At 60.5% G+C, this 23,329-nt stretch carries 21 protein-coding genes; 16 read left to right on the forward strand and 5 right to left on the reverse strand.

Annotation, left to right across the window (positions count from 1 at the left end; genetic code table 11):
* Window positions 1-50 precede the first annotated feature (50 nt).
* Window positions 51-947, forward strand: a complete 897-nt coding sequence (locus ACA049_RS06475; RefSeq protein ID WP_497334017.1) for an NAD(P)-dependent oxidoreductase — start codon at window positions 51-53, stop codon at window positions 945-947.
* Here the strand turns inward: ACA049_RS06475 and ACA049_RS06480 are convergent.
* Together ACA049_RS06480 and ACA049_RS06485 are read right to left on the reverse strand one after the other, a co-directional pair.
* Window positions 838-3,120, reverse strand: a complete 2,283-nt coding sequence (locus ACA049_RS06480; RefSeq protein ID WP_497334019.1) for a putative bifunctional diguanylate cyclase/phosphodiesterase — start codon at window positions 3,118-3,120, stop codon at window positions 838-840. The genes ACA049_RS06475 and ACA049_RS06480 overlap by 110 nt on opposite strands.
* A 130-nt stretch (window positions 3,121-3,250) precedes the next feature.
* On the reverse strand, window positions 3,251-3,616 hold the full coding sequence (locus ACA049_RS06485) for a YkgJ family cysteine cluster protein (protein WP_497334021.1): 366 nt from the start codon (window positions 3,614-3,616) through the stop codon (window positions 3,251-3,253).
* Between the two features lie 356 nt (window positions 3,617-3,972).
* Here ACA049_RS06485 and ACA049_RS06490 point away from each other — a divergent pair, with 356 nt between their 5' ends.
* Entirely contained in the window at window positions 3,973-5,349 is a 1,377-nt protein-coding gene (locus ACA049_RS06490) for a spinster family MFS transporter (protein WP_497334023.1), read from the forward strand.
* Between the two features lie 127 nt (window positions 5,350-5,476).
* Here the strand turns inward: ACA049_RS06490 and rapA are convergent, their stop codons facing one another.
* Window positions 5,477-8,323 (reverse strand): RNA polymerase-associated protein RapA, encoded by a 2,847-nt coding sequence (gene rapA / locus ACA049_RS06495; RefSeq protein ID WP_497334025.1) that lies wholly within the window; start codon window positions 8,321-8,323, stop codon window positions 5,477-5,479.
* Window positions 8,324-8,542: 219 nt separating this feature from the next.
* Between rapA and ACA049_RS06500 the strand changes: the two genes are divergently transcribed.
* The 3 genes from ACA049_RS06500 to ccoM all read left to right on the forward strand — a co-directional run bounded on the left by ACA049_RS06500 (window position 8,543) and on the right by ccoM (window position 9,376).
* Entirely contained in the window at window positions 8,543-8,884 is a 342-nt protein-coding gene (locus ACA049_RS06500; protein ID WP_497334027.1) for an aspartate-semialdehyde dehydrogenase, read from the forward strand.
* A gap of 72 nt (window positions 8,885-8,956) precedes the next feature.
* The gene (locus tag ACA049_RS06505; protein ID WP_007935839.1) at window positions 8,957-9,118 is read left to right on the forward strand and encodes a hypothetical protein; all 162 of its coding nucleotides are present in this window, start codon (window positions 8,957-8,959) and stop codon (window positions 9,116-9,118) included.
* 144 nt (window positions 9,119-9,262) lie between these two features.
* Entirely contained in the window at window positions 9,263-9,376 is a 114-nt protein-coding gene (gene ccoM, locus ACA049_RS06510; protein ID WP_010462558.1) for a cytochrome c oxidase subunit CcoM, read from the forward strand.
* 275 nt (window positions 9,377-9,651) lie between these two features.
* Here ccoM and ACA049_RS06515 read toward each other — a convergent pair whose 3' ends face one another.
* The gene (locus ACA049_RS06515; protein WP_219095263.1) at window positions 9,652-11,127 is read right to left on the reverse strand and encodes an inorganic phosphate transporter; all 1,476 of its coding nucleotides are present in this window, start codon (window positions 11,125-11,127) and stop codon (window positions 9,652-9,654) included.
* Window positions 11,128-11,504: 377 nt separating this feature from the next.
* Window positions 11,505-11,705, reverse strand: a complete 201-nt coding sequence (locus tag ACA049_RS06520; protein WP_007935837.1) for a hypothetical protein — start codon at window positions 11,703-11,705, stop codon at window positions 11,505-11,507.
* A 681-nt stretch (window positions 11,706-12,386) separates the two neighbouring features.
* Between ACA049_RS06520 and pcaR the strand changes: the two genes are divergently transcribed.
* From pcaR to pcaC, 11 genes are all read left to right on the forward strand, one after another.
* Window positions 12,387-13,229, forward strand: a complete 843-nt coding sequence (gene pcaR / locus ACA049_RS06525) for a pca regulon transcriptional regulator PcaR (protein WP_010462552.1) — start codon at window positions 12,387-12,389, stop codon at window positions 13,227-13,229.
* 128 nt (window positions 13,230-13,357) lie between these two features.
* Entirely contained in the window at window positions 13,358-14,704 is a 1,347-nt protein-coding gene (gene pcaK, locus ACA049_RS06530; RefSeq protein ID WP_497334029.1) for a 4-hydroxybenzoate transporter PcaK, read from the forward strand.
* Window positions 14,705-14,998: 294 nt separating this feature from the next.
* On the forward strand, window positions 14,999-15,856 hold the full coding sequence (locus ACA049_RS06535; RefSeq protein WP_059407998.1) for a CoA transferase subunit A: 858 nt from the start codon (window positions 14,999-15,001) through the stop codon (window positions 15,854-15,856).
* Complete coding sequence (locus ACA049_RS06540; RefSeq protein WP_497334031.1) at window positions 15,856-16,635, forward strand: CoA-transferase subunit beta; 780 nt, start codon at window positions 15,856-15,858, stop codon at window positions 16,633-16,635. The genes ACA049_RS06535 and ACA049_RS06540 overlap by 1 nt, the downstream gene beginning before the upstream one ends.
* Window positions 16,632-17,837: a 3-oxoadipyl-CoA thiolase gene (gene pcaF / locus ACA049_RS06545; RefSeq protein WP_497336785.1), complete on the forward strand. Its 1,206-nt coding sequence runs from the start codon at window positions 16,632-16,634 to the stop codon at window positions 17,835-17,837. The genes ACA049_RS06540 and pcaF overlap by 4 nt, the downstream gene beginning before the upstream one ends.
* A 35-nt stretch (window positions 17,838-17,872) precedes the next feature.
* Window positions 17,873-18,577 carry a protocatechuate 3,4-dioxygenase subunit beta gene (gene pcaH, locus ACA049_RS06550; protein WP_497334033.1) on the forward strand — a complete coding sequence of 235 codons (705 nt, stop codon included), beginning with the start codon at window positions 17,873-17,875 and terminating at the stop codon, window positions 18,575-18,577.
* 1 nt (window position 18,578) lies between these two features.
* A complete protein-coding gene (gene pcaG, locus ACA049_RS06555; protein WP_497334035.1) occupies window positions 18,579-19,145 on the forward strand; it encodes a protocatechuate 3,4-dioxygenase subunit alpha in 567 nt (188 codons plus the stop codon).
* Between the two features lie 192 nt (window positions 19,146-19,337).
* A complete protein-coding gene (locus ACA049_RS06560; protein WP_497334037.1) occupies window positions 19,338-20,642 on the forward strand; it encodes an MFS family transporter in 1,305 nt (434 codons plus the stop codon).
* 45 nt (window positions 20,643-20,687) lie between these two features.
* A complete protein-coding gene (locus tag ACA049_RS06565) occupies window positions 20,688-22,052 on the forward strand; it encodes a 3-carboxy-cis,cis-muconate cycloisomerase (protein ID WP_497334039.1) in 1,365 nt (454 codons plus the stop codon).
* Window positions 22,053-22,063: 11 nt separating this feature from the next.
* On the forward strand, window positions 22,064-22,855 hold the full coding sequence (gene pcaD, locus ACA049_RS06570; RefSeq protein ID WP_497334041.1) for a 3-oxoadipate enol-lactonase: 792 nt from the start codon (window positions 22,064-22,066) through the stop codon (window positions 22,853-22,855).
* Between the two features lie 10 nt (window positions 22,856-22,865).
* Window positions 22,866-23,258 carry a 4-carboxymuconolactone decarboxylase gene (pcaC, locus tag ACA049_RS06575; RefSeq protein ID WP_010462533.1) on the forward strand — a complete coding sequence of 131 codons (393 nt, stop codon included), beginning with the start codon at window positions 22,866-22,868 and terminating at the stop codon, window positions 23,256-23,258.
* Window positions 23,259-23,329 lie beyond the last annotated feature (71 nt).

Raw genomic sequence — 23,329 nt, forward strand, 5'->3', positions numbered from 1 at the left:
TCATGATGAATCGGCCAATATTCGGCGATCTTTAATCAAAAGGAGGCTAAATGATGTCAACCCTACCTTCGTTGAGTTTTGCCGGAATCGGCCTGATGGGCTTGCCCATGTGCCGGCGTCTGTTGGCGGCGGGGTATCCGCTGACGGTGTGGAATCGCAATCCGGCCAAGTGCGCAGCGTTGGTCGAGGCCGGCGCCCGGCAAGTGGCGACAGCGGCCGAATTGGCTCAGCACGCTGATGTGGTGATGCTCTGCCTGGCGGACACGGCGGTGGTGCGTGAGGTGGTTTTTGGCCCGGCCGGGATTGCCGAGGGCGCTAAAAGTGGCCAGCTGCTGGTGGACTTTTCCAGTCTGGAACCGACAGCAACGCGGGAAATGGCCTCGGCGCTAGCCAGCCAATCCGGCATGCGCTGGCTGGATGCTCCGGTGTCTGGCGGGGTCGTCGGAGCCGAGGCCGGCAGCCTGGCGATTATGGTCGGCGGCGAAGCGCCAGACCTTGAACGAGTCAGGCCAGTGTTGCTGAACCTCGGTCAACGGGTGACTCACATGGGCGGTGTCGGCGCCGGGCAGGTGACCAAGGCCTGCAATCAGATGATCGTTGCCTGCAATGCATTGGTGATTGCGGAAGTGGTGGCGCTGGCCGAGCGTTCCGGGGTCGACGCCAGCCTGATCGCCGAAGCGCTGGCGGGAGGTTTTGCCGATTCAAAACCGTTGCAGATACTGGCCCCGCAAATGGCCGAGAGTCGTTTCGAACCGGTGAAGTGGCACGTGCGCACGCTGCTCAAGGACCTCGACACTGCAGTGAAATTCTCCCGGGAACAGGGTTCGGCCACGCCGATCAGCGGATTGGCCGCACAACTGATGCGCCTGCATGGGGGGCAGGGCTTTTTGGAAAAGGATCCGTCGACGTTAGTGCAGTTGTACCGCACGCCAGACTCAGAGAACTGACACTGCGCGTATGTTTGCGCTGATTGATTTCGTCCAGCACCGCCGGCAGCTCGGCCAGAGGCACCGGACGGCTGAACAGGTGGCCCTGAACCAGGTCGCAGCCCTGGCGTTCGAGAAATTCATACTGCTCGGGCGTTTCGACGCCCTCGCTGATGACCTGTAAATGCAGGGTGTGGGCCATGATGATAATGGCGTGGACGATTTCCATGTCCTGGGTGGCCTTGGGGATTTCCTGAATGAACGAGCGGTCGATTTTCAATGTGTTCAGTGGCAGGCGCTTGAGGTAGGCCAGGGATGAATAGCCGGTGCCGAAGTCGTCGATCGACAGCGAGACCCCGAGGGAGCGGATCTGCTTCAGCAGCAACAGGGTGTTGGCGACGTTGCCCATCAGCGCGTTTTCGGTGACCTCCAGCTCCAGCCGTTGTGGCGACACCCCGGCGATGCGCAGGGCGTTTTCGATTTCATCGGCCAGTTCTTCGCGGGCAAGGTTCAGCGGCGAGCAGTTCACGGCGATCTTGAGTTCTTCGCGCCCTTGGCGGGACAGTTCGGCCAGATCCCCGCAGGCCTTGAGCATTACCCAGTTGTCGAGTTCGGCGATCAGGCCGTTGGCCTCGGCAATGGCAATGAATCGATCCGGTGCCAGCAACCCGTGAACCGGGTGTTGCCAGCGAATCAGCGCTTCGAGCTTGGTGACCTGGTTGCTTTTCAGGTCGTAGATCGGTTGGTAATACAGGGTCAATCCGTCGTCATTGCGCAGGGCGTGCCGCAGTTCTTCTTCGAGCTGCAGCTCCAGGGTGGCGCGGGTTTTCATGTGCGGACTGAAAAAATGCAGCCCGTTGCGTCCGCTGCCTTTGGATTGATAAAGCGCCAGGTCGGCGTTTTTCAGCAGTTCCTCGCAGGTTGTGCCGTCCTGCGGAAACACGCTGATGCCGATGCTGGTGGTCATGACCATGCTGCGCCCGGCCAACTCGATGGGGTCTTTCATTTTCAGCATGATGCGCTGGGCCATTTGCCGCGCTTCTTCACGGTCACGCAGGCCGATGAGGATGCAGAATTCGTCCCCGCCAAAGCGCGCCACCACATCGTCTTGGCTGCGTACCGAGTCCTTGATGTGGCCGGCCAGGACCTTGAGCAACTCGTCGCCGGCGTCATGGCCCAGGCTGTCGTTGATCCGCTTGAAGTGGTCGATGTCGAGGAACATCACCGCCAGCATCCCGCCTTCGTTGGTCGTCTCGAGCAGTTTTTCGACGAAAATCTGGTTGAAGCCACGGCGGTTGATCAGGTTGGTCAGCGCGTCGTAGTGCGCCACCTGTTGCAGCGACAGCCGCGCCTGATCCAGTTGGCCAAGGAGAGTGTTGACCCGCTGCAGGTCGCCTTCCTTGTGTTGCAGCTTCTTGTCGGCGAGCGCGGCGCTGATGCTGCTGCCGATAATCAGCAGCGTCATCATCGCCACCGTCAATCCCAGTTGCAGGTGGTTGTTGTCGCCGGGCAGCGGCTGGGCGCTATCGATGGGCAGCACCAGGCTGAGCGCTGCCATGCCGGTGAAATGCATGCTGACGATGCCGGCCCCGAGCACCAGGCTGGCGGTGTATTTGAGCAGTTGATGAGCCACGCCGCTGCCTTCGCGCAGGTGACGGGAAATCACCAGGGCGGCCAGGCTGGCGCCAATGGCGATGACGACGGAGAGGGCGAACAGGGCAGGGTCGTAGTAAGCCGTGGCATTCGACTGCATGGCGGCCATGCCCACGTAGTGCATGGTCGCGATACCCAGGCCGATCCACACCGCGGCCCGCAGGGTCTGCCAGAAACTCACATGACGATGGCTGAGGGTGTGCATCGCCAGCCACGAGGCCGTCAATGCAAATAACAGCGAAATCAGGGTGATGGGCAGCTGGTAATTGATTTCGATCGGCGCCTGGAACGCCAGCATGCTGATGAAGTGCATGGCCCAGATACCGCCCGCCAGGCACCCGGCACCGACCCAGCGCCAGAGTCGTTGGGACGCGGGTTTTTCGGCATGGCCAACCCGTTCGGTGATGTCCAGCGTGGCGAAGCCGGTCGCACAGGCGACCACGTAAGCGAGCAACACCAGAAAGGGGTTATGGGCGCAATTGAGTATAACCTGGCCGGTCTCTGGCAGTTGGTTCGTAAAATATAAAGCAGGCCACTCCATCGGACGCCCCGTATTTATCCAGCCGACACCATGAAACTGGCGAATGTGTTGGAGTATAGAGGTCATACAAAGAGTGCAAGCGGTAGTGGCACATTGCTGCTGATGATTTTGAAATTACTGGCGTCAACCTTTAGGCGATCTGCTCATAAGGGAGCTCAAATTCAGGTTGCAGGGCCGGCAATCCGAACGCTGCCCGTGCCGCATCACAATCCACGTTTGCCTCGCCATTGGCCCAAGAGGCGTCGAACTCCCGACAGGTGCTGGAACGCTTGTCGTAAATCGAGCACTGAACAGTGCTGCCGACTTCGCCGACCAGCCCGATGCAACGAGTGGGTTTGCAGTCCGTGCCCAGCATGGCCACCCGGCTGGGGCTGATGGGCGCGACCAACTCGTCAGGCACCGTTCCCCCGGCCGAGGTGCATTCACCCCAGAAAAAAGACACGCGAAAATGAGAACAGCAGGCACCGCAATTCAGACACGGACTGGCTTCGGACATGGGCGATAATCAAAGAGGGATGGGGGATTGGTGGGGCAGGCAAGGCCGCTATTCTAGGCTTCGCCATTGGCTTGGGAAGAGGGGCGCAAAGATATTTTTTATGCGACCAATGGCGGTGGAACACCCACCTCATTCACACCACAAATCCAATGTGGGAGCGGGCTTGCTCGCGAAGGCGGCGGATCAGTCGCCCTCTTTATTGAATGTACCGGCCCCTTCGCGAGCAAGCCCGCTCCCACATGCGCCATGGGTTGATATCAGCATTACGAATAATTACAGACAGCTTTGGCGGGCCTGACTAGATTGGAGGTTCCGGGGACAGCGAGGCCCCAATAACAATAAAAGAGACGGACCCCATGCAGAACTCGACCCAAGCGGCGAATGCCTGGCGCATTCTGTTCCTGCTGTTCCTGGCCAACCTGTTCAATTTCTTCGATCGCACCATCCCGGCCATCATCATCGAACCGATCCGCATGGAATGGCACCTCAGCGACTTTCAGCTGGGGATCATCGGTACTGCATTCACCATCGTTTACGCCATTGCCGGCCTGCCGCTGGGGCGAATGGCCGATACCGGTTCGCGCAGCAAACTGATGGGCTGGGGCCTGGCGGCGTGGAGCGGCCTGACAGCGGTCAACGGGTTGGTGGGCAATTTCTGGGCGTTCCTGATCGTGCGCATGGGCGTCGGCATCGGCGAAGCCAGTTACGCACCGGCCGCCAACTCGCTGATCGGCGACCTGTTCCCGGCTCACCGTCGCGCTCGGGCCATGGGCATTTTCATGCTGGGCCTGCCACTGGGCCTGCTGCTGGCCTTCTTCACGATCGGCGCCATGGTCAAGGCGTTTGACAGCTGGCGCGCGCCGTTCTTCATCGCGGCGGTGCCGGGTCTGATCCTGGCGATCTTCATGTTCTTCATCAAGGAGCCAAAACGCGGCGCCGCAGAGAGCGTGCAAGTCTCCCAGGAACGCATCGACCGGCCGATCCGTCGCGTGTTGGCGGTGCCGACCTTCCTGTGGCTGGTGATGGCGGGGCTGTGCTTCAACTTTGCCACGTATGCCTGCAACTCGTTTCTGGTGCCGATGCTGCAGCGTTACTTCCTGATGCCGTTGCAGGAAGCAGCGGTGGCGACCGGGGTGATCGTCGGCGTGACCGGGTTGTTCGGGTTGACGCTCGGTGGCTGGGTCGCCGACAAGATTCACCAGCGGGTGGCCAATGGACGCCTGCTGTTTGCGGCGTTCAGCCTGATTATCTCGACGGTGTGTACGGCGTGGGCGCTGCATGCCGGGCGGATCGAAATCGGCGTGTTCGTCGCGGTGTTCAGTCTGGGCTGGCTGTTCGCTTACAACTTCTACACCTGTGTTTACACGGCGATTCAGGATGTGGTCGAACCGCGCTTGCGGGCCACGGCGATGGCATTGTTCTTCGCCGGGTTGTACTTGCTGGGCGGTGGTTTGGGGCCGGTGGTGGTGGGCGGTTTGTCCGACCACTTCGCGCACACGGCGATGGCCGCAGCAGGCGCCGAGCAGATGACCGAGGCGTTCAAGGCGGTCGGCTTGCATGACGCGATGTATCTGATCCCGGTGGCGCTGTTTTTCACCATGGTGTTTCTGTTCCTGGCTTCGCGGTGTTTTGTTCGCGATGCCAAGCGGATGAAGGAAGGGTTGGTGGCTGTTGTTGAGCCACAGATCACTGTGGGAGCGAGGCTTGCCCGCGAAGGAGGCACCGCGATTTAACTGTAGAACCGCATCATCGTTCTTCGCGGGCAAGCCTCGCTCCTACAGAGATTGTTGTAGTTCTTCCGATCAAAAAAAGGCCCGCATCGCTGCGGGCCTTCTTTTTAGCAGGGTAGAGCAGGGCGGTTTAACCCGCCACCAACACCCGAATCGCTTCCAGTCGCAACGCAGCCTTGTCGAGCATGGCCAAACCTTGCTCACGCTGTTTGCGCAGGGCAACCAGTTCGCTGTCGCGCACGGTCGGGTTGACCGCTTGCAGTGCGGTCAAACGCGCCAGCTCTTCGTCGGTATCCGCTGCCAGACGACGTTTCGCTTCGGCAACTCGCTCGGCGTGACGCGGGAAGATTTTCTCTTCGCCGGCATTGATCCGCGGCGTCAGTTGATCGCGCTGAGCCTGGATGAACTTGTTGGCGCTGGCACGGGGCACGCTTTCCAACTGGTCGTTCAAGGTCTCGAACGACACCCGGGCCGACAAGTCATTGCCATTGGTGTCGAGCAGGCAGCGCAGGGCGGCCGGCGGCAAGTAACGGCCCAGTTGCAGCGAGCGCGGCGCAACCACTTCGCTGACATAGAGCAGTTCCAGCAACACGGTGCCCGGTTTCAGCGCCTTGTTCTTGATCAGCGCCACGGCGGTGTTGCCCATCGAACCGGACAAGACCAGGTCCATGCCGCCCTGCACCATCGGGTGTTCCCAGGTGATGAACTGCATGTCTTCGCGAGACAGCGCCTGGTTACGGTCGTAAGTGATGGTCACGCCTTCGTCGTCGCCCAGCGGGAAACTGGCGTCGAGCATTTTTTCGCTCGGCTTGAGGATCAGGGCGTTTTCCGAATGGTCTTCGCTGTCGATGCCGAAGGCGTCGAACAGGGTTTCCATGTAGATCGGCAGGGCAAACTGATCGTCTTGCTCAAGGATGTCCTCGACCAACTGATCGCCTTCGCCCGATCCGCCGGAGTTGAGTTCCAGCAAACGGTCACGGCCGGTGTGCAGTTCGGCTTCCAGACGCTCACGCTCGGCCCGGGCTTCGTCGATCAGTGCTTGCCACTCGCCGTCGTCAGCGTTTTCGAGCAGCGGCAGCAGGCGCGGGCCGAACTGATGCTGCAAGGCGTTGCCGGTCGGGCAGGTGTTGAGGAACGCGTTCAGCGCTTCGTGGTACCACTGGAACAGACGCTCTTGCGGACTGGTTTCCAGGTACGGCACGTGCAGTTCGATGATGTGCTTCTGGCCGATCCGGTCCAGACGACCGATACGCTGCTCCAGCAGGTCCGGGTGCGACGGCAGATCGAACAGCACCAGGTGGTGCGAGAACTGGAAGTTGCGACCTTCACTGCCGATTTCCGAGCAGATCAGCACTTGCGCGCCGAACTCTTCATCGGCGAAGTAGGCGGCGGCGCGGTCACGCTCAAGGATGTTCATGCCTTCGTGGAACACCGTGGCCGGAATCCCGGAGCGCACGCGCAGGGCGTCTTCCAGGTCCATGGCGGTTTCGGCGTGGGCGCAGATCACCAGCACTTTAGTGCGCTTGAGCATCTTCAACTGATCGATCAGCCACTCGACGCGCGGGTCGAATTTCCACCAGCGTTCTTCTTCGTTGGCATCCGGCTGGGCCTGGAAGCTGACTTCCGGGTACAGCTCGGCGTGATCGCCCAGCGGCAGTTCGAGGTATTCGTCCGGGCACGGCAGCGGGTACGGATGCAGTTTGCGTTCCGGGAAACCCTGCACGGCGGCGCGGGTGTTGCGGAACAGCACGCGGCCGGTGCCGTGGCGGTCCAGCAGTTCACGGACCAGGCGGGCGCTGGCTTCGGTGTCGCCATCATTCACGGCGGTCAGCAGGGCTTCGCCTTCGTTGCCGAGGAAACCGTGAATGGTCTTGTGTGCTTCAGGCGACAGGCGTCCTTTGTCCAGCAGCTCCTGAACGGCTTCGGCCACCGGGCGATAGTTTTCGCTCTCGGCGCGGAAGGCGTGCAGGTCATGGAAACGGTTCGGGTCAAGCAGGCGCAGGCGCGCGAAGTGGCTGTCCTGGCCCAGTTGTTCCGGGGTGGCGGTCAGCAGCAGTACGCCGGGAATGACTTCGGCCAGTTGCTCGACCAGCGTGTATTCAGGGCTGGTCTTGTCTTCGTGCCAGACCAGGTGGTGCGCTTCGTCGACGACCAGCAAGTCCCAACCGGCAGCGAACAGCGCGTCCTGGGCTTTCTCGTCGTCCACCAGCCACTCAAGTGCAACCAGCGCGAGTTGGGTGTCTTCGAACGGGTTGGCGGCATCGCTTTCGATGAAGCGTTCTTCGTCGAACAGCGCAACTTGCAGGTTGAAGCGGCGGCGCATCTCCACCAGCCACTGGTGCTGAAGGTTCTCCGGAACCAGGATCAATACGCGGTTGGCGCGGCCCGAGAGCAGTTGGCGATGGATCACCAGGCCAGCTTCGATGGTCTTGCCCAGGCCCACTTCGTCGGCCAGCAGAACCCGCGGCGCAATGCGGTCGGCGACTTCACGGGCGATGTGCAACTGGTGCGCGATCGGTTGCGCACGCACGCCGCCCAGGCCCCAGAGCGAGGACTGCAATTGGCGGCTGGTGTGTTCCAGGGTGTTGTAGCGCAGGGAGAACCAGGCCAGTGGGTCGATCTGTCCGGCGAACAAACGGTCGCTGGCCAGTCGGAACTGAATGAAGTTCGACAGCTGGGTTTCCGGCAGGGTAACCACTTCGTTTTGTGCGTTGAGGCCGTGGTAGACCAGCAGGCCATCGACGTCGTCGACTTCCTGGACGGTCAGTTTCCAGCCTTCGAAGTGAGTGATGGAGTCGCCCGGTGAGAACCGCACGCGGGTGAGTGGCGCATTCCGTAGCGCGTACTGGCGAGTCTCGCCAGTGGCCGGATAGAGCACGGTCAACAAGCGGCCGTCCTGTGCCAGAACGGTGCCTAAACCCAGCTCGGCTTCGCTGTCACTGATCCAGCGTTGCCCCGGTTGATACTGCTGCGCCATGCTGCCTGACTCCCACCTTGAAAAAGCGGGCTATCTTAACGGAATGAGGGCTTCAGGGCCAAAGGACTCTCATAAAAACTCGCAGTCTTACGTTAGTCCAACGATGCGATGCTTGCCGGTCGGGGCACCAATCCGTGCCAAACCGGTCACAGTTTGCGACCGATGGCTCAAGTCGCCATCCCCGCAGCCGACAGCCTGCTGACAGGAGACTAAATAATTATGCTGCCACCGATGCTCCCCTTGAGTGCCGTGCCGATCACGTCACAGCAGGACCCGATTCGCCAGCGCCCGGATATTCCGCCTGTCGTGCCGGTGCAGGAAAGCTCCAACGAAAGCACCATCGACCTGCAGCAGCGTGATCCCGAGGAAGCGGCTTTTCAGCTGCGCGAGGAACAACGGCGCAAGCAGGAGCGGGATCGGCGGCGTCGTGAGGCTGATGAAGATCCGGATGAGCATCTGGCGGTTCCGGGTGTCGAGCTCAATGCCGACAATACCGTGCCGGTGGCGCCGTTGATGGAAGATCAGCCGCGCCAGGGGTTGTGGGTCGATATCCAGATTTGAGGGGGTGGCTGGTCAGCGCTGCCGTCAGACCTCATTATTACGACAAACCTGCCATACGATGTACTGAGCACCATGAGCCAAGACGACAAGCTGATTGATCTCAATTCTGAACGCGCCAAGCGGGTTCATGACCTTAATGAAAAGCGTCTGAATGAAGTGCGCCAGGCGTTTGAGCAGGCGATGCCGTTGGGCAAAGCCAAGAAGAAACCGAAGAACAAGCCGAAAAAGCGTTGAAACACCCTGCATCGGTTGATGCAGGTCAGTTATTTCCCCTCCTTTACGCCCTGTCTCGGGCGACATTGATCCCGGTCAATTTTCTCTTCTGCCTGATTGGTTAACTTAGCCCTATCGCAACAGGGCAAGTGCAGGAGAGCCGTCATGTTTTTCGATAACGTGGTGATCGCCGGAGTGCTGACAGTCGGCCTCATGGTTCTGTTTTTCGCAGGGTTTGGATTTTTTATCTGGAAGGATTCGCATAAGCGCAAACCGTAGTTCTTTCTGGATGTAATGAGCACGCAAGGCATTTTGGGCAACTTCGGTTGCCCTTTTTTTTGCCTGCGAAAATCTGAAAGGTAATAAAGTCTCCCTGTAGGAGCTGTCGAGTGAAACGAGGCTGCGATCTTTTGATCTTGCTTTTAAAAAGATCAAGATCAAAAGATCGCAGCCTCGTTTCACTCGACAGCTCCTACACAGCTCCTACACAGCTTCTTCGGCCATAAAAAAGGCGCGAACCTCACGGAACGCGCCTTTTTCGTTGCAGCCATGTATCAGCTGCCCAGTGCCTTCGACGCCAGCCAGAACAGGCCGGCCGACAGGGCCACTGTCGCGGGCAGGGTCAGGACCCAGGCCAGCAGGATGGTCCGTACGGTGCCGCCTTGCAGGCCGCTTTTGTTGGCGACCATGGTGCCGGCAACGCCTGAGGACAGGACGTGGGTGGTGGAGACGGGCAGGCTGAAGATGTTGGCCATGCCGATCAGGCTCGCGGTGGTGATCTGTGCCGACATGCCTTGGGAGTAAGTCATGCCCTGCTTGCCGATCTTCTCGCCGATGGTCAGCACCACGCGTTTCCAGCCGACCATGGTCCCCAGGCCGAGGGCCAGGGCCACCGCCAGAATCACCCAGAACGGGGCGTATTCGGTGGTGGTGGTCAGGTCTTTGCGCAGTTTGTCCAGGTCAGCCTTTTCACGGGCAGCCAAGCCAGGCAGCTTGCCGACTTTCTTCGCCGTGTCGTCCAGGCAGAGCAGGTAGCGACGCACTTCGATGCGGCTTTCCGGCGACAGCGAGTGGTAATCCGCTACACCTTTAAGGGTGCCGAGGAGGGCGGTGATGGTCGGTTCGGTCTGTTGCGGGTTGCAACGGAATTTCTCCGGCAGATCGCCTTCCACGCTTTTGCCCAGGGCCAGGTATTCGCCCAGGGTGTCGGCGTTACGCTTGTAGAACTGGCTCAGGTGCAGGGTCGCGTCGCGAGTCCGTTCGATCTGGTAGGTCGTGCTGCCCAGGTCGAGTACGAACTGCGCCGGCACGATACCGATCAGCACCAGCATGATCAGGCCGATACCTTTCTGGCCATCGTTGGAACCGTGCACGAAACTCACGGCCATGGCCGAGATCACCAGTACCAGGCGGTTCCAGAACGGCGGGTGTTTCTTGTCGTCGATCTTGCGGCGCTGTTCCGGTGTCTTGTGCATCTTCGACAGAGGACGCCACCATTTAAGGCCGATCAATATGAGCGCGGCGACCAGGAAACCCGCCATCGGCGAGAAGACCAGGGAGGCACCGATATCGATCGCCTTCTGCCAGTTCACGCCATCGGCCAACGGAATGTCGTTGATCAACGCGTTGGCCAGGCCGACACCGAGGATCGAACCGATCAGCGTATGGGAGCTGGAGGCCGGGATACCGAAGTACCAGGTGCCCAGGTTCCAGGTGATGGCGGCGGCGAGCAGCGAGAACACCATGGCCAGCCCGTGACCGGTGTTCACATTGATCAGCAGCTCTACCGGCAGCAGGTGGACGATGGCATACGCCACGCCGACACCGCCCAGCAGTACGCCGAGAAAGTTGAACACACCGGAAAAGAACACCGCCAGATGAGGCGGCATGGCTTTGGTGTAGATAACGGTGGCCACCGCGTTAGCGGTGTCATGAAAGCCGTTGATGAACTCGAAGGCGAGGACAAAGGCCAGGGCGAGCAAGAGGCTCACAAGCACCCAAGCATCCAGTCCGCTGAATAAATCGATCATGAAGGTTTTCTGACCCGGTCATAAGGGGGCGCGATTATGCCAGAAAAGACTGCTAATCGATGCACTAGGTGTTCATCGGTAACATTCTTCAACGAATTAGTTTGTGACGATAGCCTATGCCCGAGGTTTTTGCCGGGTTTTGCAAGTCATTGAATTCAGATGAAAAGGCCGCAGCCACAAGGGTTTCTCTCGCGAAGCCGAGAGGCTTGGATGCTTGTGTGAAATATCTGAGAAGCGGGTCAGGCGTGTGCCATTTTCCTCATCCACAGGGTGAGGTGGCCGCTGCCCGCTTGTAGCGGGCGCGAAAGGCATCATCGATACAACCCGCTTTTAACGGGTGCAGATGCAGACCCTTGAAAGGATTCAGGCCGAAGTGATCATGGCTCTTCGGCTTTGAGTTCCTTTTCCATCTTCTGCAATTCCTGGGTGAATGCCTGATCCTGAACGGTGGCGCGTTTACGCCAGGGTTTGCGTTCCGGTTCGGGCTGAGCGGCGTAGGTGGTGACTTCCCCGCCGTAAACTTCCTTGTAACGTTGTTCCTGGCGCTCAAGTTCCGCGCGCAGTTCGTCTTTCGTCACAGTGCTACCTGTATGAGTTGAGATAAATTCTGGTGAAACGCGCTGCATGAGTCTATTGACCACACTCGTCGAAAGGACAATGCCCGACAAAAGCATCGTTTTTTACGGCGTGCGAACAATACTTCCATGTTGCAGGCGGCCACGGCACCAGAGAAAAACAGCTGACGTAGCATCAGTTACCTGTTTCAGCGAGCGCGTTGGCGGAGCATATGAAATGAGCGTCAAGCGCTTGCTGCAGGCAGCGACGATAGGATACCGGGCTGCCGAGTGACGGAATCGGCACGTAAAAACCGCTTCGCCACTGAGGTGCATTATAGCGGTCGATCCGAAGAACACTATCTCTCGGGAGTTAAAAGTAGTTCCAGCTGTGTGATTGTTTTGTTACTCGCAACTTTCAGCTGTAACTAGGGTGTGGGTGATGTCACATTGCAACGATGTCTTTCTGACGCCATAAAGCCGAACAAGTTAATCCCGTTACATCAGTCCTTTAAATCCGTGAAGAATAAAAGCATGTAGCGGGCACCGCGAAAATCAGTGCGCGCCGGTAGTCATCGCCCGTGAGGCCGATTGCGATTATCGGTCGATGGTTCGATAATCGCCCAATCTTGCGGCCAGTGGGTTGTATGCAAGGCTCGAAGCCGCTTGTAATAGCCGCTGATCCGTGTAGGAAAAGGACCTGATATGAATGATCAAATGCGCAATTCCTTCGCTTCAGTGGCACCGCCGATCGTGGCCTCGCCCGCCAAGCGAATCCAGGCCTTGACCGGCGATCCGGACTTCATGACATCCCTGGCCCGTGGCCTGGCAGTGGTTCAAGCGTTCCAGGAGCGCAAGCGACACCTGACCATCGCCCAGATCAGTCACCGCACGGAAATTCCCCGCGCCGCTGTGCGACGTTGCCTGCACACCCTGATCAAACTCGGCTACGCCACCACCGACGGTCGAACCTATTCGCTGCTGCCCAAAGTCCTGACGCTCGGCCATGCCTATCTGTCTTCGACGCCTCTGGCGGTGTCCGCGCAGCCGTATCTGGACCGCATGAGCGAGCAGCTTCACGAGGCCTGCAACATGGCCACGCTGGAGGGCGACGACATTTTGTACATCGCTCGCTCGGCGACCACCCAGCGCCTGATTTCCGTCGACCTGTCGGTGGGCGGGCGGTTGCCGGCGTATTGCACGTCCATGGGCAGGATCCTGCTCGCGGCACTGGACGACACCTCGCTGCGCGAATACCTCGACCATGCGGAATTCCAGGCCAAGACCAGCCGAACCTTGCACACCCCCGAGGCGTTGCTCGAATGTCTGCAGGAAGTGCGGCAACAAGGCTGGTGCATCGTCGATCAGGAACTGGAACAAGGCCTGCGCTCGATTGCCGTTCCGGTGTACGACGCTTCCGGCCAGGTGGTCGCGGCGCTCAACGTCAGTACCCACGCCGGGCGGGTCAGCCGCAACGAGCTGGAGCAACGTTTCCTGCCAGGCTTGTTAAGTGCGAGCCGCGACCTCAGCGCCCAGTTATTTGCCTAAGCTGTTCGATAAACGCACAGAGTCGCGTTTATCGAATTGACGCTGTTTCCCCAAGATCACTAATGTCGCGGCAGCGCCAGCCCCATGCTGGCACCTGTCCGACTGCGTTCTTGCGTGGAATAAAAATAATGAACCAGCCTCAGTCTGCTGTAGGAAACTGCCTCGACGTGCAGTCCTTCATCAATGCTCAACCCATTTCGCGCTACCAGTGGCGAGTGGTGATCCTGTGTTTCCTGATTGTCTTCCTCGATGGCCTCGACACCGCGGCCATGGGCTTCATCGCGCCTGCCTTGTCGCAGGACTGGGGCATCGATCGCGCCAGTCTCGGCCCGGTAATGAGTGCCGCGCTGATCGGCATGGTCTTCGGCGCACTGGGCTCCGGCCCATTGGCTGACCGCTTTGGGCGAAAAGTCGTACTGGTCGGCGCGGTGCTGGTCTTCGGCGCCTTCAGCCTGGCGTCGGCGTACAGCACCAACGTCGATCAACTGTTGGTGCTGCGCTTCCTCACCGGCCTGGGCCTTGGCGCCGGGATGCCGAATGCCACCACACTGTTGTCGGAATACACCCCGGAGCGCAAAAAATCCCTGCTGGTGACCAGCATGTTCTGCGGCTTCAACCTCGGCATGGCCGGTGGCGGGTTTATCTCGGCCAAGCTGATTCCCGCATTCGGCTGGCACAGTCTGTTGCTGATCGGCGGGATTCTGCCGTTGATCCTCGCCGTCGTTTTGCTGTTCTGGCTGCCGGAATCGGCGCGCTATCTTGTAGTCCGCAATCGTGGCACCGACAAAGTGCGCAAAACCCTCGCGCCGATCGACCCGGTCGTCGTCGCCCAGGCGTCGAGCTTCAGCGTGCCGGAACAGAAAACCGTGAAGGCCCGCAATGTGTTTGCGGTGATTTTCTCCGGCACCTACAGCACCGGCACTTTGTTGTTGTGGCTGACCTACTTCATGGGCCTGGTGATTGTGTACCTGCTGACCAGTTGGCTGCCGACATTGATGCGCGACAGTGGCGCGAGCATGGAGCAGGCAGCGTTCATTGGGGCGCTGTTCCAGTTTGGCGGCGTGCTGAGTGCAGTGGGCGTGGGCTGGGCGATGGACCGGTTCAATCCGCACAAGGTCATCGGCATTTTCTACCTGATGGCCGGGGTGTTTGCCTACGCGGTAGGGCAGAGTCTGGGCAACATCACGATTTTGGCGACCTTGGTGCTGGTGGCCGGGATGTGCGTCAACGGTGCGCAATCGGCGATGCCTTCGTTGGCGGCGCGGTTCTATCCGACCCAGGGGCGCGCGACCGGGGTCTCGTGGATGCTGGGGATTGGCCGCTTCGGCGCGATTCTCGGGGCGTGGATGGGCGCGACGCTGCTGGGGTTGGGCTGGAATTTTGAACAGGTGCTGACGGCGCTGGTGATTCCGGCGGCGGTAGCGACCACGGCGGTGGTGATCAAGGGCATGGTCAGTCATGCGGATGCGACCTGACAGTCTGATCCAGATTCTTTGGCGCGTTTGAGGGCCTCTTCGCGGGCAAGCCTCGCTCCTACAGGAATGATGATGTCCGTGATTTCGCGAACACCACCTAACTGTAGGAGCGAGGCTTGCCCGCGAAGCCTTTAAGGATCGGTAGTGAGACAACAATCTGTTCGATAAACGAACACTCAGTCGATTATCGGATTGTTTGACGTTTTGCACAGGCTTAACCTTCAGTCATTCCGGCGCTGAACCTCGCGCCTTTTTCATCCACTGTCGGTTCATAACAAAACGGGAGCCTGCCCCATGGCTGAAATCCTTTCGCTGCACGACGCGGTGAAGCAATTCGTCAACGACGGCGATACCGTCGCGCTCGAAGGCTTCACTCACCTGATCCCTACGGCGGCGGGTCATGAAATCATTCGTCAGGGCAAGAAAGATCTGACGCTGGTGCGGATGACGCCTGACCTGATCTACGACCAGTTGATCGGCGCCGGTTGTGCTCGCAAGCTGATTTTCTCCTGGGGCGGCAACCCGGGCGTCGGTTCGTTGCACCGTCTGCGTGACGCGGTCGAGAAGCAGTGGCCTCACGCGCTGGAAATCGAAGAACACAGCCACGCCGACCTGGCCAATGCCTACGTCGCTGGCGCCTCCGGCCTACCGTTCGCGGTGCTGCGTGCCTACGCCGGTTCCGACTTGCCGAAGGTCAACCCGCTGATCAAGACCGTCACCTGCCCATTCACCGGTGAAGTATTGGCTGCGGTGCCGTCGGTGCGCCCGGACATCACCGTGATTCACGCGCAGAAAGCCGACCGCAAAGGCAACGTGCTGCTGTGGGGCATTCTCGGCGTGCAGAAAGAAGCCGCGCTGGCCGCCAAGCGTTGCATCGTCACTGTTGAAGAAATCGTCGACGACCTCAATGCTCCAATGAATTCCTGCGTGCTGCCGACCTGGGCCTTGAGTGCGGTTTGCCACGTCCCTGGCGGCGCGCATCCGTCCTACGCCCATGGTTACAACGAACGTGACAACCGTTTCTACCAGGCCTGGGACCCGATTGCCCGCGACCGTGACACCTTCACCGCGTGGATTAATGAATACATCCACGGCTGCGCTGACTTCAGCGAGTTCCAGGCCAAGCTGGCCGCTGCTTCGGAGGCCAAGTAATGACTTACACCACCAATGAAATGATGACCGTCGCCGCCGCCCGCCGCTTGAAGAACGGTTCGGTGTGCTTCGTCGGCATCGGCCTGCCGTCGAAAGCCGCCAACCTGGCGCGCCTGACGTCTTCGCCGGACGTGGTCCTGATCTACGAATCGGGTCCGATCGGTGCCAAGCCGAGCGTGTTGCCGCTGTCGATCGGTGACGGTGAACTGGCGGAAACCGCCGACACCGTCGTGCCGACCGGTGAGATTTTTCGCTACTGGTTGCAGGGCGGGCGCATCGACGTCGGTTTTCTCGGCGCCGCACAGGTCGACCGCTTCGGCAACATCAACACCACGGTGGTGGGCGATTACCACGCGCCGAAAGTGCGCCTGCCGGGTGCCGGTGGCGCGCCGGAGATTGCCGGTTCGGCCAAAAGCGTTTTGATCATCCTCAAGCAATCGGCACGTTCCTTTGTCGACAAACTCGACTTCATCACCTCGGTCGGACACGGCGAGGGCGGTGATTCGCGCAAGCGTCTCGGTCTACCGGGTGCCGGTCCGGTCGGCATCATCACCGACCTGTGCATCATGGAACCGGAAGCGGATACCCATGAATTTGTGGTCACCGCGCTGCACCCTGGCGTGACCCGCGAGCAAGTGATTGCCGCCACCGGTTGGGCAATCCGTTTCGCTGACGCCGTTGAAAACACCGCCGAGCCAACCGAGGTTGAACTCAAAGCGTTGAGGGATCTGGAAGCCCGCACCGCCGCCGCCCACGGCCAAGCACCCGGAGAAGCCTGATGCGCGACGTTTATATCTGCGACGCGATTCGCACCCCCATCGGCCGTTTCGGCGGTGGCCTGTCGGCGGTTCGTGCCGACGACCTTGCCGCTGTGCCGATCAAGGCCTTGATGGAGCGCAACCCATCGGTGGACTGGAGCGCAGTGGACGAAGTGTTCCTCGGCTGCGCCAACCAGGCCGGCGAAGACAACCGCAACGTCGCACGCATGGCGCTGCTGCTGGCCGGGCTGCCGGAAAGCATTCCCGGCGTCACGCTCAATCGCCTGTGCGCGTCGGGTATGGATGCCGTTGGCACCGCGTTCCGCGCCATCGCCAGCGGCGAAATGGAGCTGGCGATTGCCGGCGGTGTCGAGTCGATGTCCCGCGCGCCGTTCGTGATGGGCAAGGCCGACGCCGCGTTCTCGCGCAACATGAAGCTGGAAGACACCACCATCGGCTGGCGCTTTATCAACCCGTTGATGAAAGCCCAATACGGCGTCGACGCGATGCCGCAGACCGCTGACAACGTGGCGGACGATTACCAAGTCTCTCGCGAAGATCAGGACGCTTTCGCCCTGCGCAGTCAGCAGCGCACGGCCGCCGCGCAAGCCGCAGGATTTTTCGCTGAAGAAATCGTTGAAGTGCGGATTGCCCACAAGAAAGGGGAAACCGTCGTCAGCCAGGATGAGCATCCACGCGCTGACACCACCCTGGAAACCCTGGCCAGGCTGAAACCGGTCAACGGTCCCGACAAAACCGTCACCGCCGGCAATGCCTCGGGCGTGAACGACGGAGCGGCAGCGCTGATTCTGGCCTCCGCCGAAGCGGTGAAGAAACACGGCCTGACCGCCCGCGCCAAAGTGCTGGGCATGGCGAGCGCCGGTGTTGCACCTCGGGTGATGGGCATCGGCCCGGTGCCGGCGGTGCGTAAGCTGACCGAACGCCTCGGTCTGGCGGTCAATGATTTCGACGTGATCGAACTCAATGAAGCCTTCGCCAGCCAGGGTTTGGCGGTGCTGCGTGAGCTGGGGCTGGCGGACGACGCGGCTCAGGTCAACCCGAACGGTGGCGCCATTGCCTTGGGTCATCCGTTGGGCATGAGCGGTGCGCGTCTGGTCCTGACGGCATTGCATCAGCTTGAAAAAACGGGTGGCAAGAAAGGTCTGGCGACCATGTGCGTCGGTGTCGGCCAAGGTCTGGCCCTGGCCATCGAACGCGTCTGACGCTCGGCAGACTAATAAGAACAGAGGAAAGCGAAATGACTGACAAGCCTGGTTACCGTCGCCCACAGGAAGGCACCCAGCCGGAGTACCTGCACCCGACTTACCAATCCACCAACCGTCGCGCGCCGTCCAAGCCGTTGGTGTTTTTGCCTCATTCGTTGTCGGAAATTACCGGCCCGATCATCGGCGCCGAGCGTATCAACGAGAAGGACAACGACCTGACCGCCCAGCATCAGGGTGAACCGCTGGGTGAGCGCATCATCATTCACGGCCGCGTGCTGGATGAAGACGGCCTTCCGGTGCCGGGGATTCTGGTGGAGATCTGGCAGGCCAATGCCGCCGGTCGCTACAACCATGCCCGCGACCTGCACGACGCGCCGCTGGACCCGAACTTCACTGGCACCGGCCGCACCGTGACCGACGCGGATGGCTGGTATCAGTTCCAGACCATCAAGCCTGGCGCTTATCCGTGGGGCAATCACCACAATGCGTGGCGCCCGGCGCACATCCATTTCTCCCTGTTCGGGCCGAGCATTCTGACGCGGCTGGTCACTCAGATGTATTTCCCGGGCGACCCGTTGCTGGCCTACGACCCGATCTACAACTGCGTACCCGATACGAGCGCCAAAGAGCGTTTGATCGCCACGTTCGATCTGGAAAAAACCATCCCTTCCTATGCCCTCGGTTATCGCTGGGACATCGTCTTGCGCGGCCGCGAAGCCACGCCGATGGAGAAATAAGATGACGCTGAACGCGACCACGTCCCACACCGTCGGGCCGTATTACCACATCGGCCTGACCTGGCTGAACCGCGAAGACCTGACCGTCGAACAAACCCTTGGCGAGCGCGTGGCGATCACCGGACAAGTGATCGATGGCAACGGCGACGTCGTCAACGACGCGATGCTGGAAGTCTGGCAGGCCAATGCCGCCGGCAAGTACGACCATCCCGAAGACGAGCAGGCCAAACCCCTGGACCCGAATTTCGAAGGGTTTGGCCGGGTGCCGGTGGATGCCGAAGGGCGCTTTCGTTTCACCACGATCAAGCCAGGCACAGTGGAGGGCCTGAAGGGCTCGACCCAGGCGCCGCATCTGGTGGTGCTGGTGTTTGCTCGCGGGTTGGTGAAGCACTTGCTGACGCGGATCTACTTCGATGGCGAACCGGCGAACGTCGAGGATCCGCTGCTGGAATGTGTGCCGGCTGAACGTCGCAGTACCTTGCTGGCGAAGCAGGATGCATCAGGTGTGTACCAGTGGAATGTGATTCTGCAAGGCACCGATGCCGAGACGGTGTTCTTCGATTACTGAATGAACAACACAAACCCCATGTGGGAGCGGGCTTGCTCGCGAATGCGGGGTGTCATTCAGCATTAATGGCATTGATACACCGCTTTCGCGAGCAAGCCCGCTCCCACAGGGGATATGTTGCTGATCTATCTGTGGAACGGGACTGTTGCAAAGTATGTCTAGACTGTCATGGTCCCCAAAGAGTGAAAAACAATGACAACCCCCACCGCTTCTACAGCGCACTACACCGGTGAAGAGCGCAGCAAGCGCATCTTTGCAATTGTCGGCGCCTCGTCCGGCAACCTCGTCGAATGGTTCGACTTCTACGTCTACGCCTTTTGCGCGATCTACTTTGCGCCGGCCTTTTTCCCGTCCGACAACCCGACTGTGCAACTGGTGAATACCGCCGGCGTGTTCGCGGCCGGGTTCCTGATGCGGCCGATCGGCGGCTGGATTTTCGGCCGTGTCGCGGACAAGCACGGGCGCAAGAATTCGATGCTGATCTCGATTCTGATGATGTGCTTCGGCTCGTTGCTCATCGCGTGTCTGCCGACCTACAAGGACATCGGCGTCTGGGCGCCGATCATGCTGTTGTTCGCCCGCTTGCTGCAGGGCTTGTCGGTGGGCGGGGAGTACGGCACCACCGCGACCTACATGAGCGAAGTCGCCCTCAAGGGCCAGCGGGGTTTCTTCGCCTCGTTCCAGTACGTGACGCTGATTGGCGGGCAGTTGCTGGCGGTGTCGCTGGTGGTGGTCCTGCAACAGTTCCTCACCGAAGATGACCTGCGTGCCTACGGCTGGCGGATCCCGTTTGTGGTCGGTGCGGTGGCGGCGTTGATCTCGCTGTTCCTGCGTCGTTCGCTGAAAGAAACCACCAGCAAGGAAATGCGCGAAAACAAAGACGCCGGCAGCATCCGCGCGTTGTTCCGCGACCACAAAGCAGCCTTTATTACCGTGCTCGGTTACACCGCCGGCGGCTCGCTGATTTTCTACACCTTCACCACGTACATGCAGAAATACCTGGTGAACACCGCCGGCATGCACGCCAAGACCGCCAGCTACATCATGACCGGCGCGCTGTTCCTTTACATGTGCATGCAACCGCTGTTCGGCATGCTCGCGGACAAGATCGGTCGCCGTAACTCGATGCTGTGGTTCGGTGCATTGGGGACGCTGTGCACCGTGCCGATCCTGCTCAGCCTGAAAAGTGTCAGCAGTCCGTTCCTGGCCTTTGTGCTGATTACCGTGGCGCTGGCGATCGTGAGTTTCTACACCTCGATCAGTGGCCTGGTAAAAGCCGAAATGTTCCCGCCGGAAGTGCGCGCACTCGGTGTCGGCCTGGCGTATGCGGTGGCCAATGCGATCTTCGGTGGCTCGGCGGAATACGTGGCCCTGAGCCTCAAAGCCCAAGGCATGGAAAACTCCTTCTACTGGTACGTGACGGTGATGATGGCGGTCGCGTTCCTGTTCAGCCTGCGCCTGCCGAAACAGGCCAAGTATTTGCACCACGACCTTTGATCCATCCGCGTGGGCCCGACCGGCCCACGCCTTCAGGGACTGTTTATGAACCAGCGACCGGGCAATCAATTGTTCGATGCCTATTTCACTGCCCGCGATATGCGTGAGGTGTTCTGCGATCAGGGCCGGGTTCAGGCCATGCTCGATTTCGAAGCGGCTCTGGCCCGGGCCGAGGCGCGGGTGGGCTTGATTCCGCAATCGGTTGTCGCCTCGATCGAAGCGGCTTGTGTGGCCGGACGTTACGACTTTTCAGCCCTCGGCGAGGCGATCGCCACGGCAGGCAATTCGGCGATTCCGCTGGTCAAGGCGTTGGGTAAACAGATCGCCGCCAACGATGCCGAAGCCGAGCGCTATGTGCATCTGGGCGCGACCAGTCAGGACGTGATGGACACGGGTTTGGTGCTGCAACTGCGCCGGGCGCTGGAGCTGATCGAAAGCGATCTGGCGCAACTGGGCGAAACGTTGGCGACCCAAGCGCTGCGCTTCGTCACCACGCCGCTGGCCGGACGCACATGGTTGCAACACGCCACGCCCGTCACCCTGGGCATGAAGATCGCCGGTTGGCTGGGCGCCGTCACTCGTAGCCGCCAACGTCTGCAAGAACTCAAGCCACGCCTGCTGGTGCTGCAATTTGGCGGCGCCTCCGGAACACTGGCGGCCCTCGGCGAACAGGCGATGCCGATTGCCGAAGCCTTGGCCGGTGAGCTGAAATTGACGTTGCCGGATCAACCCTGGCACACCCAGCGTGATCGCCTGGTGGAGTTTGGCGCGGTGCTCGGTTTGATCGCCGGCAGCCTCGGCAAACTCGGCCGCGACATCAGCCTGTTGATGCAGACCGAAGCCGGCGAAGTGTTCGAACCGTCGGCACCGGGCAAGGGCGGTTCCTCGACCATGCCGCACAAACGCAACCCCGTGGGCGCCGCGGTGCTGATCGGTGCGGCGACCCGGGTACCCGGTTTGCTCTCGACCCTGTTCAGCGCCATGCCTCAGGAGCACGAGCGCAGCCTGGGCCTGTGGCATGCAGAATGGGAAACACTGCCGGAGATTTGCTGCCTGGTGTCCGGCAGCCTCAAGCAAGCGTTGCTGGTGGCGGATGGACTGGAAGTCGACGCCGAGCGCATGGCCCGCAACCTCGACCTGACCCAAGGTCTTGTGTTGGCCGAAGCGGTGAGCATCGTCCTCGCGCAACGGGTCGGCCGCGACACCGCGCACCATCTGCTGGAGCAATGCTGCAAACGTGCGGTGGCCGAACAACGTCATTTGCGAGCGGTACTCGGTGACGAGCCGCAAGTGACCGCCGAACTGTCGGATGCTGAACTCGATCGTCTGCTGGACCCCGCCCATTACCTCGGTCAGGCCCATGCCTGGGTCGAGCGAGCGGTGGCTGAACATTCTGCGTTGACTGCCTGAAGGAGATTGCTGTGGCTTTCGTACAACTCGCCGAGGGCGAACTGAACTATCAAATTGATGGGCCGGACGATGCGCCGGTGCTGGTGCTCTCCAACTCGCTGGGCACCGACCTGCACATGTGGGACGCGCAGATCGCCGCGTTCTCCAAGCATTTCCGGGTGCTGCGTTTCGACACCCGGGGGCACGGCAAATCGCTGGTCACGCCGGGTCCGTACAGCATCGAGCAACTGGGTCACGACGTGCTGGCGCTGCTGGATGCGCTGCACATCGAGCGCGCGCATTTTTGCGGTCTGTCCATGGGCGGTTTGATCGGCCAGTGGTTGGGCATCAACGCTGGCGAGCGGCTGAACAAACTGGTGGTGTGCAACACCGCCGCGAAAATCGGCGATCCGTCGGTGTGGAACCCACGGATTGAAACCGTGCTGCGGGACGGTCCGGCGGCGATGGTCGCCTTGCGCGATGCGTCGATTGCGCGCTGGTTTACCCCGGACTTTGCCGAGGCCAACCCGGCTGCCGCGAAGCGGATTACCGACATGCTCGCCGCCACGTCGCCTGAAGGGTATGCCGCCAATTGCGCGGCCGTGCGCGATGCCGACTTCCGTGATCAGCTGTCCGCGATCAAGGTGCCGCTGCTGGTGATCGCCGGCACTGAAGACGCGGTGACGCCGCCGTCCGGCGGGCACTTTATCCAGGAGCATGTGCAGGGCGCCGAGTACGCCGAGTTCTACGCCGCGCATTTGTCCAACGTCCAGGCCGGTGCTGCGTTCAGCGAACGGGTACTGACGTTTTTGTCAGCTGTTTAAGGGGACTGTTGTGGACGAGAAACAACGTTACGACGAAGGCCTGGAAGTTCGTCGCGCGGTGCTTGGCGATGCGCATGTCGACCGCAGCCTGAACGCGCTGACCGAGTTCAACTCGGAGTTCCAGGAAATGATCACCCGCCACGCGTGGGGCGACATCTGGACCCGCCCGGGCCTGCCGCGCCATACCCGCAGCCTGATCACCATCGCGATGCTGATCGGCATGAACCGCAACGAAGAACTCAAACTGCACCTGCGCGCCGCCGCCAACAACGGCGTGACCCGCGGCGAGATCAAGGAAGTGATCATGCAGAGCGCGATCTATTGCGGCATCCCGGCGGCCAATGCGACGTTTCATTTGGCGGAGTCGGTTTGGGATGAGCTTGGAGTTGAATCCCGGGAGTGATCTTCGGGTTTTGCATTGTCTGAGCTGACGCCTTCGCGGGCAAGCCTCGCTCCTACAGGTTTTGCGTACTC

The organism is Pseudomonas sp. LBUM1662, from assembly GCF_059695915.1.